The sequence below is a fragment of the Microcoleus sp. PH2017_35_SFW_U_B genome (assembly GCF_020737865.1).
Classification (GTDB): domain Bacteria; phylum Cyanobacteriota; class Cyanobacteriia; order Cyanobacteriales; family Microcoleaceae; genus Microcoleus.
Genome location: NZ_JAEQDE010000076.1, coordinates 1 through 16173, shown reverse-complemented (window position 1 = coordinate 16173; position 16173 = coordinate 1). Strand labels below are relative to the sequence as shown.

15 protein-coding genes are annotated in these 16173 nt (G+C 45.8%); 12 read left to right on the top strand and 3 right to left on the bottom strand.

Annotated elements, in window-relative coordinates; all coding sequences use genetic code 11:
* Positions 1 to 57 precede the first annotated feature (57 nt).
* Positions 58 to 855 (top strand): mechanosensitive ion channel domain-containing protein, encoded by a 798-nt coding sequence (locus tag JGK36_RS21230; protein ID WP_293183911.1) that lies wholly within the window; start codon positions 58 to 60, stop codon positions 853 to 855.
* 801 nt (positions 856 to 1656) lie between these two features.
* On the opposite strand, the gene JGK36_RS21225 is transcribed toward JGK36_RS21230, so the two are convergent.
* Both JGK36_RS21225 and JGK36_RS21220 read right to left on the bottom strand, forming a co-directional pair.
* Complete coding sequence (locus JGK36_RS21225) at positions 1657 to 2340, bottom strand: PEP-CTERM sorting domain-containing protein (protein ID WP_293183908.1); 684 nt, start codon at positions 2338 to 2340, stop codon at positions 1657 to 1659.
* A 761-nt stretch (positions 2341 to 3101) separates the two neighbouring features.
* Positions 3102 to 3701 (bottom strand): sulfite oxidase-like oxidoreductase, encoded by a 600-nt coding sequence (locus JGK36_RS21220; protein WP_293190608.1) that lies wholly within the window; start codon positions 3699 to 3701, stop codon positions 3102 to 3104.
* Between the two features lie 436 nt (positions 3702 to 4137).
* Here JGK36_RS21220 and JGK36_RS21215 point away from each other — a divergent pair, with 436 nt between their 5' ends.
* The 11 genes from JGK36_RS21215 to psbM all read left to right on the top strand — a co-directional run bounded on the left by JGK36_RS21215 (position 4138) and on the right by psbM (position 14742).
* Positions 4138 to 6696, top strand: a complete 2559-nt coding sequence (locus JGK36_RS21215) for a sigma 54-interacting transcriptional regulator (RefSeq protein WP_293197930.1) — start codon at positions 4138 to 4140, stop codon at positions 6694 to 6696.
* Positions 6697 to 6723: 27 nt separating this feature from the next.
* On the top strand, positions 6724 to 6966 hold the full coding sequence (locus tag JGK36_RS21210; RefSeq protein ID WP_293183901.1) for a hypothetical protein: 243 nt from the start codon (positions 6724 to 6726) through the stop codon (positions 6964 to 6966).
* Positions 6959 to 7327: a type II toxin-antitoxin system RelE/ParE family toxin gene (locus JGK36_RS21205; protein WP_293183899.1), complete on the top strand. Its 369-nt coding sequence runs from the start codon at positions 6959 to 6961 to the stop codon at positions 7325 to 7327. Before JGK36_RS21210 ends, JGK36_RS21205 begins: the two co-directional genes overlap by 8 nt.
* Before the next feature lie 45 nt (positions 7328 to 7372).
* Positions 7373 to 7708: a hypothetical protein gene (locus JGK36_RS21200; protein WP_293183897.1), complete on the top strand. Its 336-nt coding sequence runs from the start codon at positions 7373 to 7375 to the stop codon at positions 7706 to 7708.
* 122 nt (positions 7709 to 7830) lie between these two features.
* Positions 7831 to 8106 carry a hypothetical protein gene (locus tag JGK36_RS21195; protein WP_293197929.1) on the top strand — a complete coding sequence of 92 codons (276 nt, stop codon included), beginning with the start codon at positions 7831 to 7833 and terminating at the stop codon, positions 8104 to 8106.
* Positions 8103 to 8471, top strand: a complete 369-nt coding sequence (locus tag JGK36_RS21190; RefSeq protein ID WP_293183893.1) for a clan AA aspartic protease — start codon at positions 8103 to 8105, stop codon at positions 8469 to 8471. The genes JGK36_RS21195 and JGK36_RS21190 overlap by 4 nt, the downstream gene beginning before the upstream one ends.
* Before the next feature lie 363 nt (positions 8472 to 8834).
* Positions 8835 to 10313 carry a DUF512 domain-containing protein gene (locus tag JGK36_RS21185; protein ID WP_293197927.1) on the top strand — a complete coding sequence of 493 codons (1479 nt, stop codon included), beginning with the start codon at positions 8835 to 8837 and terminating at the stop codon, positions 10311 to 10313.
* 140 nt (positions 10314 to 10453) lie between these two features.
* On the top strand, positions 10454 to 12355 hold the full coding sequence (locus JGK36_RS21180) for a TolC family protein (protein WP_293197926.1): 1902 nt from the start codon (positions 10454 to 10456) through the stop codon (positions 12353 to 12355).
* A gap of 474 nt (positions 12356 to 12829) precedes the next feature.
* The gene (locus tag JGK36_RS21175; RefSeq protein WP_293197925.1) at positions 12830 to 14020 is read left to right on the top strand and encodes an RNA-guided endonuclease TnpB family protein; all 1191 of its coding nucleotides are present in this window, start codon (positions 12830 to 12832) and stop codon (positions 14018 to 14020) included.
* A 58-nt stretch (positions 14021 to 14078) separates the two neighbouring features.
* Positions 14079 to 14375: a 2Fe-2S iron-sulfur cluster-binding protein gene (locus tag JGK36_RS21170; protein ID WP_293151570.1), complete on the top strand. Its 297-nt coding sequence runs from the start codon at positions 14079 to 14081 to the stop codon at positions 14373 to 14375.
* 253 nt (positions 14376 to 14628) lie between these two features.
* A complete protein-coding gene (gene psbM / locus JGK36_RS21165) occupies positions 14629 to 14742 on the top strand; it encodes a photosystem II reaction center protein PsbM (RefSeq protein ID WP_193970859.1) in 114 nt (37 codons plus the stop codon).
* Positions 14743 to 14840: 98 nt separating this feature from the next.
* On the opposite strand, the gene JGK36_RS21160 is transcribed toward psbM, so the two are convergent.
* On the bottom strand, positions 14841 to 15695 hold the full coding sequence (locus tag JGK36_RS21160) for a universal stress protein (protein ID WP_293183883.1): 855 nt from the start codon (positions 15693 to 15695) through the stop codon (positions 14841 to 14843).
* Positions 15696 to 16173: the final 478 nt, after the last annotated feature.

The following is a 16173-nucleotide window of genomic DNA, read 5'->3' as shown; positions in this document are numbered from 1 at the left end:
AATAAATTAGCCAGCGATCGATATATTTACCTAAAAATTTTTAGTTCAAATTTAACAATGGGCGCCATAATTCAACAAATCCAAACTAGCTTGTTAAATCTGCTGGGTCAAGCGATCGAGGCAATGCCTTCAATAGCAGCGGCTGTGGTAGTTATTGTGCTGACGAACACGGCAGCAAAGTTTGTTAGCCTCGCAGTCTCGGCAGCTACTCAACAGACTGTCAAAAGTTTATCCTTGCGATCGCTCTTGGTGCAGATAGCCTTTGCCCTCACTTGGGCGGCTGGCAGTTCGATCGCCTGCGTCATTGCTTTCCCGGCTTTGCGTCCCGGAGACATCATCGGTTTGTTAGGATTGGGTTCAGTAGCTGTTAGTTTTGCCTTCCAAGATATCTTCAAAAACTTTTTAGCAGGCATCTTGATGCTGTTGCACGAACCGTTTCAATTAGGCGACCAGATAGTTGTAGAAGGCTTTGAAGGTACTGTTGAAGAGATTTCGATGCGTTCAACTCAAATTATGACTTATCAGGGAGAGCGAGTGATTGTGCCGAATGCGATCGTCTTTACCAATTCAGTGCGGGTACTCACTGCCATGCCACACAGGCGAACTGACTTGCCTTTAATTTTGGACTACGATACCGAACCTTCCTTGGCAATTGAAACCTTGGTCAAAGCTATTTCTGAAGTCGAAGGTGTTTTTTCGCAACCAACCCCAGAAGTAGATATTTCAGGTCTTAACGATGGTTCTTTGCATCTGATTGTCCGTTATTGGACGCTGCCGGAACTTTTCACAGGTGCGACGGACAAAAACCAGGGCTGTGGTGGCGATTCTAGCCGCGTGCGATCGAGCGGAGATTAAAATTCCTCAACCCGTACCCGTGAATTTGTATAAGTTACACTCCTCGAACAACTCTGCGTCAAATTCAGCTAGCGACGCATAATTAAGGATCGCAAATTAAATAATTTACACAAGTTTGTGGAATGGGCGTCCCGCCCGTCCAGAAAGGACGGGCGGGACGCCCATTCCACAAGAATAATAAAGATTGTAAGTTATTTAATTCTCATTCCTAAGCTACTGCCAGAGTGGGAGAGTGGGAGAGGGGGAGAGAGGGAAAGGGGGAGATGGGGAGATGGGAGCATCTCAATTTTTGCAAAAAGCATTTTTTATTCTAGTGCTGTCCCCGATCGCGTATTTTATAAGCCAATACGGTTGACTTAACGCTTTTTGACGAATGTCATCTCAGGATTTTCTAGGCAATACAGGCATTTCTTGAAAGTCAGATTGTTCTTAAGTCAACCGTATTGTTTTATAAGGAATGAGAATTAAATAACTTCCACAAGTTTGTGGGATGGGCGTCCCGCCCGTGCTTTTTGGACGGGCGGGACGCCCATCCCACAATAACAATTAAAATTGTAAGTTATTTAATTTGCGATCCTAAGCAAGCGAGTGGGGACAGCACTACAAATGCAAAACAGAGATTCTCCCTGCGAAACATCCTCTTCCCTTTTCCTTCTTCTTTCTTCCTTATTCCTGATGACTACTGACTAATGACTTCTTTCTTCAAGCAAAAGGCGAGCCGATTTCCCATCAGCGCGCCTGAAAATTTTATGCTTTTTTTGTCAAACGTAATTGAACAGATCGTTCCGTTTCAAAAAATTATCAAACTGTCTTGCTAGCGCGGCGGCGGCGGGCTGCAACCAAGCCGCCCAAACCGAGAGCCAAACCAGTCATGGTAATCGGTTCGGGAACTGCTTCTGCGCTGACGGTGAAGTCTTGGAAGTCTGCGTCGTTACCGCCACCGCGATCGTCAAAGGAGATCAGAGTGCCTCCGTTAGACAGAGAAGCTGTTCCATTTGTATAGCTTCCAGCAGCTTGGAAAGCGTTTGTTGTTTCTCTGCCGAGCGCTGTCCACAACGAGGATCCGCCAAACACGGCTTGTTGGGTGCCAGCGTTCAATGCCGAGGTCGAGTAGACAGTGCCGCCATCGCCGCTGTTGAGTCCCAAAGTGTAAACTTGATTTGCCAGGAATGTGAATACTGCTGTTCCCGAACCCAAGACTGTATTGCCCAAAGATCCTTTCCATTCGTTCTGGTCGCCATTGTCAGAGGATTTAGTTTCCGAAAACAGCGTGCTAACTAGAGATGTCACCGAGCCCACGCTGTAAATTCCCAAAGAGGAAGTGTAGCCACCGTGAGACTCTTTGAAGTTAAACTTGACATCTGTATTGTTGGCGAAGGTGATACCGTTGGTACCAAAGGAGAAGGCTTGGGCTGGAGATCCTGCCCCTAACAAAGCGGTGGCGACTGCGGTAGCTGTTAGGGCGGATAAGAGTTTGGTATTCATGACCTGATTCCTTGTGTTGCAATAATTAATTAATAATTTCATTATCTGATAGTTTGTGTTTGTTTTTTTCACTTTATGTGAATTTTGACCAACTCTTTATCAAGCCTTTACAATACCTTTATAAATGCTGTCGAGCCAATCGGTAAGCGGGCGATCGCTCCCTAAAAATACACACCAAAAATTATAAAAATTAGGGCTATAAACCTTGCACTCGCGGTCATGCGAGCGCTAACCCCCAACATAGATTTCGGTGAGTTTATCCTAATTTTTAATTTTCTTCCAAGTCTAAATCTTTAACAGCCAACACTTAGGTACAAACACTGTCAGTCTATTTTAGATTTTAGATTTTAGATTTAGTTGCACGATTGAATCTGGGAGATTGAACTCGGGTAGAAAATTTTGGCTTGTACCCTGACGCTCGTGCACGTGGGACGGTACCTGTTTTTGGGCAGGGTCACTGTCTGGGAATCTAACAGTTATAAAAGTTTTCTATTAATCCAGAAACTAGGAATATTTGTTGTTTCCGACTCGCGTATGGGAATTAAAGTAGTCGATCGCTCGGGTAAATTACTTACAAAGTGCGATCGTTTGGTTTAGGTCTTGTGGTTGAACAACACAGAGCCCGCACCGTGATGGATCCCAAAGATGCGATCGAGAGGGGCTTTCTGCTTTGAAAATTGCCAAAAAGCAGATTTCCATCAGAAAATACCATATATAGATGCGCTTGGCAAGCCCTATTCGCGATAGATCGTCAGATCGCATCAAAAAAGACCGCTGTAGCGTTCCTCAGCCCAAGGTTCGCCCCTGCGGTGGTAGCCGTTGCGTTCCCAAAAACCGAGTTGTTCGGTTTCTGTAAACTCCAGGCCGTTAATCCATTTCGCGCTTTTCCAGGCGTAGAGGTGCGGAACTACCAACCGCATCGGGCCGCCGTGATCGGGGGATAGCGGTTCGCCGAAGACGGTGTGGGCGAAAAAGTTTTCTTCTCGGAGGAAGTCGGCGATCGCAATATTAGTAGTGTAGTCGCCGTAGCAGTGTTCCAGGACGTGGAGGGCTTTAGGATCGACTTCTATGCTGTTCATAAAATCCGTGACTTTGACTCCCGTCCACTGCACGTCTAGTTTTGACCAGCGGGTGACGCAGTGAAAATCCGCAGTAAAGTTACTTTGGGGCATGGCCTGGAAGTCAGACCAAGTGAAGGTTTTTGGTTTTGCCAATCCCCAGACTTTAAATTCCCAAGTCTCAATGCTGACGGAGGGTGTATCGCCGTAAGTCAGAACGGGAAAGCCGTTGGCGAGGTATTGACCCGGGGGGACGCGATCGCTGTTATCTGATTCTGGCTTGCGAAAAAATTTGCCCTGCATTTATTCAAACTCTACAGTAAATGACTGCAATCCTCAGTATAACTTAGAGACAACTACAAACAACAGCTTTACCGGTGGATGATTTACCGACTTTGACCGAAATTGCAACGCTTGATTTTTTCCCGTTTTCGCCACCGAAATGATGCTGATGAACATTGGCGAATTATTAAAATATTGCTGCCGCAAGTGGAGTTTGCGAGATCGTTTTAGGATGGCAACCTCAGCGACTGGGGAAACGTTTTCACGTGCAGATTGCCCGAGGATGCGTAGAAAAAATATATTAGAACTGGGAGTGTCGATCGCCTATACTGAAGAGAAAAAATTCACACCACACTAAAACTCAAAAGGCTAGTTCCAGCAGTTAATATTGATTGATGTAGCACAATGATATATCCTACACCAACTACCACGATTCGGCTTTCGCCGGCGCTAAGCGATGTCTACCGAAACATTAGTTAACTGGCTCGAAGAGAACACGGAATTAGGCATATTATCCCGCGATATCTTACAGGCGATCGCGCTGGAAATGTCCATGTCAACTTTTCCCCCGGGATTTCGAGTGGTAATCGAAGATACACCAGTCACCAATCTCTACATCCTAGAAAGAGGACAAGCCGATCGCTACCGCCGCAAACAACCGGGTTTAATGTGGGGGAGTAGTTTGTTACCGGGGGCGATCGTCAATTTATCGGCACTCCAGCGATCGCAAGCTGCGGATAGTAGAATTATTACTCGTACAGAATGTCAATTTTGGGTCATTAGTGCCGATCGCTGGCGCAATTTACTAGAAAGATATCCGCAGATTGTCGAAGCCTACGCCCAACGTTTGGCTGCGAAATTAGAGCAGTTAGAAGCAGAAATCGCCTACGAAAAAGAGCGTCAAAATGCCCTCCGCAGCTATCTAGTACCGCAGGCGAAACGGGGAGTCATTGGGAATAGCCGTTATGCGGTAAAATTGCGGCAACAAATTCGCACTGCATCGAGTGACGCGCGATCGGTATTAATCTCTGGCGAACCCGGTTTAGAAAAAGATAATTTAGCCGCTTTAATTCATTTCGGTTCAAGTCGCCGCAACGAGCCAATTATTCAGATCAAAAGTGCCTTGCTTCAGAGCAATGGAGCAGAATTATTCGGGCGTTTGGGCGGTAAGCCAGGGTTGTTGGAATGGTTGGGAGAAGGGACGTTAATTTTAAATGACGTTCAAGAATTACCCGCTCAATTAAGCCCCCAAATTCAGCAACTATTAAGCCAGGGAACCTATACACCAGTTGTCAGAGAAGGACAAATACCGCGGCCACCGCGTTCTAGCAATGCCCGAATAATTTTAATCTCAGAAATCGTCCAACCCCAGCTAGATAAGCTAACGCAACACAAGATTAAAGTACCGTCATTGCGGGTGCGTAAAGAAGATTTAGAAGCACAAGTCAACTATTATCTCAACATCTTTTGTCGCCAAAAGAAATTAGTCAAGCCCCAAGTCACGCCGGAAGCAATTCGCCGCTTGCAAGCCTACGATTTTCCGGGAAACTTGCAGGAATTGCAGGGAATGGTCGATCGCGCTTTAGTTCAAGCACAAGGAAGTCAGGTATTAACAGAAGAAGTCTTTTGGGCGCAGGCGGCAAAGCAACAAAAATTTAGACTCAATTTATTCAAGATATATCCCAAATTTCGGCAATTTTTACGTAGCGATTGGTATCCCGATCGCGTGAATTATTGGTTTACCACTTGGGTATTTGCATTAGTGGTAACTATCCTGTTTGTTGCTCCCCAAGATCGACAGCATAATTTTGCCCTAAATATCTTTTGGGCTTGGTGGTGGCCGTTAATTTTATTATTATTCCCCATCATCGGGAGATTGTGGTGTGCTTTTTGCCCTTTTATGATTTATGGAGAAATCGTCCAGAAACTATCGCTGAAAATTTTCCCACGAACTCTCAATAAATGGCCGCGCCAATTAGCCGAAAAATGGGGCGGATGGTTTCTCTTCGGAATGTTTACTTTGATATTTCTGTGGGAAGAGTTGTGGAATTTAGAAAATACCGCCTATTTATCCAGTTGTTTGTTATTGCTAATTACGGCGGGCGCAGTAATTTTTTCGCTGATATTCGAGAGGCGGTTTTGGTGCCGTTATTTATGCCCGATCGGCGGCATGAATGGATTATTTGCTAAACTCTCAATTATCGAACTGCGCGCCCAACAAGGAACCTGCGCGGCGGAATGCAGCACCTACCATTGCTATAAAGGAGGCAAAGGTTTTGGGGAAGGATTAACTACGAATGGATGTCCGGTTTATTCCCATCCCGCCCAATTAACCGATAATAAAGATTGCGTCTTGTGCATGACTTGCTTAAAAGCTTGTCCGCATCGATCGGTAGAATTAAATCTGCGCCCTCCCGGAATTGAATTGTGGACAACCCACGTTCCCCACGGTTATGAAGTTGCACTATTATTTCTATTATTAGGCGGAATTTATATCCACCGCTTGCCGGAGATAAATATTTTGTTGGGGCTGGGCATCAATTTAGAACAATTTTTACCACATTTAGGAATGTCAATCGCGGTGTTAATTATTCCGCCGATGATTCCGTTATTTGCCTATGCAGTCATGCAAGCAATTTACCAATTGGGAAAAGCAGAAACTATCCCATTTAAAATTACTAAACCCCTTTCATTTGTCTGTCTCGCCTACGGATATCTACCTCTAGTTTGGGGCGGTAGTTTGGCTCACTATTGGCGATTGGGTTTGCAGGAAGGCGGGCGAGTGATTCCCGTAACTTTTGCGACTTTCGGACAAATTAGAGATGATTTGCCGAGTTTTGTGGGAGATCCGGCGGTGATTAGTTTCTTGCAAGGTCTAACTTTAATTGTGTCATTGTTGGTGACGATATTTGTGACTCAGAAAATTGCCAAGCGATCGATTAAATCTTTGATGCCTCAGCATTTAGCGAGTTTGTGTTTGATGGTGAGTTTGTGGTATGCGATCGTGGGAAATTAATGTAAAATAAAACAAGGAGGATTTACTATGACTTCACAACTTCAACAAGCGATCGATCTTGCTCAGTCACTGTCATTGACAGAACAACTTGAACTACTTAAAACACTATCCGATATTATTCAACGCACCCATTCTCTGGAAACTCAAGCTGCAACAACAGAGGAAGATACAGATTTTTCACGTCTCAGCTTTCGCCAATCTTGGGAGCAAGCAATAACCGGACAAACCTTACCCCTTTCTCAACTGTGGGAGGGAATCGACGTTGACTAATTCTCCCCTTGTTGAGATTCGTCTCACACCTGAATTTCAGCGAAAACTGAAAAACCTCGCCAAGAAATACCGCCAAATTCCAACCAATATTCAACCTGTGCTTGAACAATTACAAGTTGGAGAATTTCTGGGAGATAGAATCCCTGACATTGGCTTCCCAGTTATGAAGGTGCGGATTAGAAACAGCGATACTCAAAAAGGTAAGAGTGGTGGTTATCGCCTAATTTACTGGATTTCATCAACCACGCTGATTGTTTTACTGGACATTTACTCAAAATCAGAGCGCGAAGACATTGAGATAGAGGAGATTCGTCAAATTATCAAAGGGTTCAGCACAACTCCTGAAGAAACAGATGCTTGAGTTTTTTCGTTTTAATCACGCAAGTAAGCCAGCTTGAAGCAAACTATGTCAATACCGAAAAAAGGAACAAGAAAAATCCTTGTTGACGGGGAGCCTTTCATCTGGCTCATCCGCAGACAAGCTAGTAATATGCAAGCAGACTACGGTTGCGGAAAGCTTCATGTTGCTGTCGAACACGCTGAAAATTCTGGTTCGGTATTAGTTATTATTACCGATCGACCTCACCCTCAAGATTGTCTTCGATCCAACAAAGTAATACCAGTAACACCCTCTGATGTAGCACAATGGATACGGCAAGCGATGCAACTCGGATGGCAGCCAATGCGATCGGGAATAACTTTTCGCGTGCAAATTGCAGGGCAGTGTATGGAAAAAATATAATGCTTTATGCTGTTGCCCAACATTAAGCATTATATTAAAGCTAATTCAGTTGATTTGGTAAATGTAAACATCGTCTGAAAGTTAAAAGTGTATAATTAAGTTGACAACCACAGAGAACTGCGATGACTATTCTGAAACCCCGTTATAGCAAGCAAGAGTTTGCACGACTTGGCGATGAGATATACGATCGCATAGTGCGATCGCAAGTTGAGCCGAGTAACAAAGGTAAAATTGTGGCGATCGATATTGAGACATCTGCATGGGAGATCGATAGTAACGAGATAGTTGCCTGTAGCCGACTCCGAACAAAGTACCCCACTGCTCAGATATGGATCGTGCGCGTTGGTTCAACCTATGTGCGTCGTTTTGGTGCCGATCGCATCCAAAAAGCCAAATGATTACAGGAGTAGTTAACGGCGATTATGAACCAATTCTTCGCATATCCATCTACAGCAATAACGGTGAACTATACGAGCGAGATGCTGTTGTAGATACGGGTTTTAATGGCTGGCTATCTCTACCACCAGATTTGGTTGTTATTTTAGGATTGCCTTGGCAGAGACGAGGACGGGCAATACTAGCTGACGGCAGTGAGAGTATATTTGATATCTATGAAGCAACTATTCTCTGGGATAGTCAGCCAGTTACTATACCAATTGATGAAGCTGATTCAGATCCACTTATTGGTATGTCATTGATGGATGGCTACGAGCTAACAATTCAGATTGTAGACAGCGGTATCGTGACTCTCAAAAAAATATAAAGTCTAACAAATTACTACGCTCGATGCTGGGCAACAAAGTTGACAAAGGACGCTAATTGTGATAATAATATTTACACATTCAAATATATATAGCCTTTCTCAAAAAGATGAGGTATGACTGACAGCTTGTATAACCAGTTCAACTAAGAGGGCCCAAGCCCAACAACATACCTCATCTTTCTGAGAACCGCTATAGTTATCGACCCACTCCAAACAAAGAAACCGGGTTCTCAACCGAGATAGAGGGCCTCAAGCAAGTATTTGGATAAAAACCAGGTTGTCGATCGCCACCCGTGCGTAAGTCCTAATCTCCCAAAAATTGTCAAAAATAATTTATTAAATATAAAAAATCATCGCGAACTTATGAGCGAATTATCAACCAGACCAGCCCTAATTACCAAAGTTATCCCCGACAGCATCTGCGCGGAAATGGGATTTGATGCCGGAGACTCCATCGTCGCCATCAACGGCCAAAAACCCCGCGACTTGATCGACTATCAATTCCTGTGCGCCGATGAATTTCTGGAACTAGAAGTTTTAGATGCTAAAGGCAAAACTCACAAGTTGGAAATAGAAAAAGAGTATGACGAAGACTTGGGTGTGGAATTTGAAACCGCCCTCTTCGACGGATTAATTCAGTGCAACAACCGCTGTCCTTTTTGCTTTATCGACCAGCAGCCTCCGGGAAAGCGCGAAACTTTATATCTCAAGGATGATGACTACCGCCTCAGCTTTCTTTATGGCAGCTATCTGACTCTCACCAATCTGACTGAAAAAGAATGGAACCGAATCGAACAAATGCGACTTTCTCCTCTTTATGTTTCCGTGCACGCTACGGAACCGGATGTGCGAATTCGCTTGTTGAAAAATTTTCGGGCTGGGAAGATTTTAGAACAAGTTAAATGGTTTCAAGAGCGCCGCTTGCAAATTCACGCTCAAGTTGTGGTTTGTCCGGGGATTAATGATGGCGAACATTTGGAACGCACTTTGTTGGATTTGGCAAAGTTTCATACTGGAAATATCCCGGCTGTAGCGTCGGTGGCTGTGGTGCCGGTGGGTTTGACTCGCTTTCGTCCTGCTGAAGATGAATTGATTGCTGTAACTGCGGAAAAAGCGCGGGAAGTTATCGCGCAAGTGCAGAAAATTCAAGCGGTTTTGAGTCAAGGGAAAGGCGGTAAAAAGGCTAATAAAAAAAGTTCAAAATTCACCCCCCCCAGCCCCCCCTTACTAAGGGGGGGAGAAGAGTTAGAAGATTTAGAAGATTTAAACTTCCCTGTGGTAAGGGGAAATTCAAAATCGCGCTGTATTTGGCTGGCTGATGAGTGGTTTTTAATCGCGGGTTTGGATTTGCCGTCGGCGGCGGATTATGAAGATTATCCCCAAATTGGTAACGGTGTGGGTTCGATTCGGCAGTTTATTGGGCAGTTTGAAACGGCTTTTGCTAAGCTGCAACCGCTGCCAGTTATTGGGCCGCGCCGGTTGGTTTGGGTGGTGGGAAATGCTGTTGAAAAGGCTTTTTTGCCGATCGCACAACAACTAAACCAAATTCCCGGCTTGTCTGTCAACATGGTGGCACTGTCCAGCCGCTACTGGGGACAAACTATCACTGTTACGGGTTTGCTCACCGGGCAAGATTTACTCGAAGCTTTGCAGGGAAAAGACTTGGGAGATGGTATCCTCCTGCCCTCGGTTATGCTAAAACAGGGGGAACCTCGTTTTCTTGACGACATGACGGTAGAACAGCTCGAAAAATCGCTGAAAACCCGGATTTGGCCGGTAAGTGGCGTAGAGGAACTAATCTCGGGGGCGATCGGTCTGGCAACTGCTGAAGTTCAATTGTAAATTTTGAATCAAGCCTTCACAAGCAACACGAGTACGGTAATTATGACTTGTAACTGTCGAGTTCAGGTCACAAACTAGAAACTTGAGACTTCAATCTTGATCTAAAATTGTCTCTAGAATTGCAAAGTAATTAAAAAATTATGCGTGTTTTTCGTCAAATCGTGGTGGTCGGAGTGGGCGCTGCAATTACTTTCAGCAACGCCGGACAGAGTGCTTCAGCACAGCCTCCGGCTCAATCTCAGGACAGTTCCCCCCTTAGCAATCCGATCGAATTAGCGCAGAATATTCGATCGACCTCGAACACAGCCTCAGAACCAACATCAGAAGATCCACAACAGTCGATCGCCCAAAACCCACCAACCTCGGAGTCTCAGGAACCTGGGGAAGCTACGGCAGCAACTCTCCCAACCGAGTCAGACCAAGCATCAAAGCCCCAACAGGCTGCTCCGGCTGCCCCATCAACCCAGCAGCAGGAGTATTTGGCGCAGTCTCCAAAACCAGCACCGGCAAACAATCGGCAGAAACCTGTCCCGAGCAACCCCAACAATGTTCCGGTGCCGAATTTGCCAGCACCAGTTCCCCGCGGCACTCCGAATGAAACTTTCCCGCCTCTGACCCCGAAGGGCATTTTAGACACCAAGCCCCCGGCTTCCCTAGCACCCAACCCGAATCCGCTACAGTTTCCGACAAAGCCCGAGGATGTCAGAATCGAGGAAATTCAGTCAATTACTTTGCAGCAGGCGATCGATCTGGCCCGCCGCAACAGTCAAGTTTTGCAAATCGCCCAGAAACAAGTCGAACAAAATCGATCGGGCGTGCGCGAACAGCAGGCTGCTTTATTTCCAGATCTGACTTTTCAAATGGCCGCAACCCGCCAAGTCAGCGCCAGCGGACAGATTGGAGTGCAGACTCGACTTCGCCAGAATGCAAATTTACCCGTCAGCCGCCAACTTCCGACCAATTCTCCCGAGTTTCAAAATTTCGGCACCATCGGTCTCAACAACACTTTACAGTTGAGCTACGATCTAGACATTTTCGGCCGCCGCACGGCTAATATCCGCGCGGCTAGGGAACAGTTGCGCTTTCGGGAACTGGATTTGGAACGCCAAGCCGAGCAACTCCGCTTCGACACTTCTGAGGCTTACTACAACCTGCAAAACTCCGACGGACAAGTTGCTATCCGCCAAGCTTCGGTGAGAAATGCCCAGCAAAGTTTGCGGGATGCGGAAGCTTTGGAACGCGCCGGGGTGGGAACCCGCTTTGCTGTGTTGCAGGCTCAGTCAAATGTGGCCAACGAAGTGCAGCAACTGTCCGTGGCCCGTCGCGATCAGCGAGTGGCCCAGCGGCGGCTGGCTGAGATTTTGAATATCAGTCAGTCGGCGAACTTGACGGCGGCTGACCCGGTGGAGCAAGCTGGCTCCTGGAGGCTGTCTTTGGAAGAGAGTATCGTGCAGGCTTTTAAGAATCGCCCTGAGTTGGAACAGCAGTTAGTACAGAGGAATATCAGCCAGCAACAAAGGCGATCGATTCGGGCGGGGGGGCTACCTCAAGTTAATGTCACTGGTTCCTACAACTTTCAAGGGCTAACTACTGACGATACGAGACCGTTTTCAACTCGCGGCTGGGCCAGTGGGTATGCGGTACAAGCCAATTTGACTTGGAATTTCTTCGACGGGGGCGCGGTGAAGGCGAGGGTGAAGCAGCGGGATGCCGATATCTCGATCGCCGAAAGTCGATTTGACCAAATCCGCAACCAGGTGCGCCGAGAAGTTGAACAAGCTTATTTTGGTTTGGAGTCGAGTTTTGAGAATATCGAAACTTCTGAAGCCGGAGTTTTGCAGTCGAGGGAAGCTTTGCGTCTGGCCAGACTCCGGTTTCAAGCTGGCGTAGGCACTCAGACTGATGTGATTCAGGCGGAAACAGATTTGACTAGGGCTGAGAGAAACCGATTGTCGGCAATTGTCAACTACAACCTGGGGCTATCGTCTCTCCAGCGCGCTGTGAGCAATCTTCCCACTAATAACCTCTCGGATGCTCCTTGATATCAGTTGACAGTTGACAGTTGACAGTTGACAGCGACCTCGACCTGTAACTTGAAGGAAGAGGATTGGAGGAATCAATAGTCTGATTTTAATTTCTCCCGACAAGGGTTCCGGCTTTCAACCAATTCTTTCTGGTAAAAAAAGCCCACTGTACCTCAACTCCAAGCCACGATCTGCATCAGTCAATCCCACTCATCACTCATTCCCAATTCTAAAATCTAAAATCTAAAATCTAAAATGGGTTGGGTTGAGTTGGGTTGGGGCTATTCCTTGTCGGGATAGCTAGGCCACGTGTCCTTGAATCAAAAAAGGTAATTAGACATTTGTTAAATATCCGACACTTCACCAAAAAACTGGGCGGAGCGAAGCGGAGGGCTGAAGCCCCGTCCTTATAGGACGGCTTTAATTCTCTTCATTTCTGTCAATTATATCAGCAATACATGGTAAAATAGAACAATCAAACAATAGTAAACAATGAAAGCAAGATATCGCTACAGAATCTATCCAACCGACCAACAAAAGCAGAGCCTCGCTCAGCTATTTGGTTGTGTTCGGGTAGTCTGGAATGATGCTCTTGCAATTTGCAAACAGTCTGAGAAAAAGCCCAGTTCGGCAGATTTACAAAAAATCGTCATAACCGGGGCAAAACAAACTGAGGAAAGAACTTGGCTGGAAGATGTGTCATGCGTTCCTTTACAACAGTCCGTTGCCGACTTAGATATTGCTTTTAAGAACTTTTTCAATTCCTGCAAAGGGAAAAGGAAAGGACGTAAAGTCGGATATCCTAAGTTCAAGAAAAGAACTAGCAATCAATCGGCAAGATTTACTCTTCGTGGATTTTCATGCAAGAAAAATGGTGGTGTCTATCTAGCTAAGATTGGTATTGTGAATCCGATTTGGTCAAGAGAACTGCCATCTGAACCTAGTTCTGTCACAGTAGTCAAAGATTGTGCGAACCGTTATTTCCTGAGTTTTGTCGTAGAAATTCAACCCATTTCATCTGAGGCTAAAAGCCTCAGCATCGGAATCGATTTAGGAATCAAAACTTTTGCGGTGATGAGCAACAGCGAAAAAGCCGAAAGTCCTAGCTACAAAAAACTAGACCGGAAGGTTCGCAAACTACAACGCAAATTAGCCCGCCAACCCAAAGATTCTAAGAGAAGGAATGTAACTCGGATTAGAATCGCCAAGCTGCACAATAAAATTGCGGACACCCGTAAAGACTTTCTGCACAAATTGTCAACCAAAATTGTCAACGAAAACCAAGTGATTATTTTGGAAGATTTGAATGTATCGGGTATGGTCAAGAACCGGAAACTTTCAAGGGCAATTAGCCAACAAGGATGGTATGAATTCCGAACTTTGTGCGAGCGTCAATCTGAAAAGTTTGGTAGAGAATTCAAGGTTATCAGTCGATGGGAACCTACCAGCCAGGTCTGCTCAGACTGTGGTTTTAAATGGGGTAAAATCGATTTGTCTATTCGCTCAGTGCTTTGTTTGAATTGCGGCACAGAGCAAGACAGAGATGAAAATGCGGCTAGAAATATAGAGAAAGTCGGGATGGGAAATCGCCACGACTCTAAACGGACGCAGAGGGATCGTCAGACTATTTCGGTAGCAGAACCCTGCGAAGCGTCAAGAATCACCGCGCCTGATAGTCGGTGAGTATTTCAATTAATATTTTGTAATAGAGTTCTATGTCAACTGCGTTAAAGGATCGGCAATGGCTAATATCAAGTTTGTGAAGGAAAATCAGGAAGTCATCGCAGCAGACGGAGCCAATTTGAGATTCAAAGCTCTAGAAAACCGCATCGACTTATACACGTTTTCGGGAAAGATGATGAATTGCGGGGGCATCGGTCAATGTGGCACCTGCATTGTGGAAATTGTTGAGGGTAGTGAAAATCTGTCGCCCCGCACTGACTTTGAGAACCGCAAGCTCAAGAAAAAGCCCGAAAACTATCGGTTGGCTTGTCAAACTATGGTCAACGGCCCGGTGAGCGTCAAGACTAAGCCTTAACTGCCGGTGGGCGAAGTGAAGCGGAGGGATGGGGGATGGGGCATGGGGGATGGGGCATGGGGCATGGGGCATGGGGCATGGGGCATGGGGCATGGGGCATTAGGAAATAAAAATTCTTGGATTTTGAATGTGGATTTTTTACCTATTCAACTGTCTGGTGCTACCTTCTGCTCCATTCCAGTTTCCCTTTTGCCTTTGAGTGATATCCTAGTGGTGTGTATTTTCCTATTTTCCGATACAGGCGGGGGTCTTCATGGAAGTTAACGATTTAGGGTTTGTGGCAACCATTCTGTTTGTATTGGTTCCCAGTGTTTTTCTAATCATTCTGTACATTCAAACCGCTAGCCGTCAAGGCGGAAAAGAGTAGCAACTGCTGCTATTTATTTCTGGTGAAAGCTAGTTGTAAAAAAAGCGCCAACAGTTTTTTGCTGGGGCGCTTTTTTGTTAACTATTAGTATTGAGAGTTTAGCTGACGATCGTCCGGGCTAGCAAGACGGGACAGTTGGCGTAGACTCGCACGTAATCTGATAGGGAATTTCCTAGGAGTCGATCGAGATCCAGGAAATTTTTAGCAACGTTTGGCCGCCGATCCGGGGAACCGATGACCAACAAATCTGCATTCACTTCCTCTGCAATCTGACAAATTGCTTCACCGGGCTTACCTGTAGCACTCACGCAACGGTAGCTAACTCCCATTTGTTTCGCCAGTGCTACTCCCTCAGCCAATACGGGGTCTTTTTCAGCATTTGCTGTCACATCTTCGGTGTATTTTCCCGTCAAATCTTTGGTGACGTGTACTAGAATTATCTGCCCGCCACTCACTTCTTTAACCAAAGATAGCGCAAGCTGCAATGACTGTTTGGCAGATTCTGACTTGTCGAGCGCCACCATGACGCGCCTAATTTTTTTGACGTAGATGTCGTCTTTTACTAACAACATCGGTCTCGATGTTAGCTGGAAAACGTACTGACTGACTGAGTTTTCCAAAATCGATTGCAGCCGTCCAAATCCCCGCGAACCCATAATTACTAAGTCGGATTGTTCTTCTTCTGCGACTTGGCAAACTGTGGTTTTCGGGTCTCCCTGTTTCAGCCGCGGATTGACTTTGCTGGGATCTATTTTCAAAGACTGCACTGCTTGTGCTAAAATCTTTCCTCCTTCTTCCAACTTGTCGGCCATGCCATCGGAAGTTACTTGCTGCGGCACGACGTGCAAAACGGTGACAGAGCTTTGTTGCAAGGAAGGGATGTCCATCAACATATTAAACATCTCTTCGCACAAGCCGCGACCGGCGACGGCTACTAAAATTTTTTCTATCATGGTTTTTGGTGTGAAAACAGTTGAGTTTTGTTGTGGGGCGCTCTTACTAGGGCGTTGTTATACCAATTTAATGTGAAGTTGCACATATCTTGATCCCCCTAAATCCCCCTTAAGAAGGGGGACTTTGAGCGGAATCTTGTCCCCCCCTTATTAAGGGGGGCTAGGGGGGATCGGATTCTATGCAGCTTCATAAAAAATTGGTATTACTCTAGTGGGTTAATGTTAAGCATAAGCCTGAAGTTTGCTTTATGATTTGTAGAAATGTAGCGTTTTGGAACAATTTGTAACGTGTTAGAGAACGATCGAACTCAACCAGAACTTGCAGCGGCTGGCGCTATTCAAAAGCGGTCGGGGATGATGGACTCGGAGGGCTGGTTTGGGTGTTGCTTAATCAGGGTATGAAAAAAATAAGTTGAAAATTCCCAAGCTTTGTCGATACTGGTTTCTCTGACTGGCATATTTAGCCTTTCATACCGTC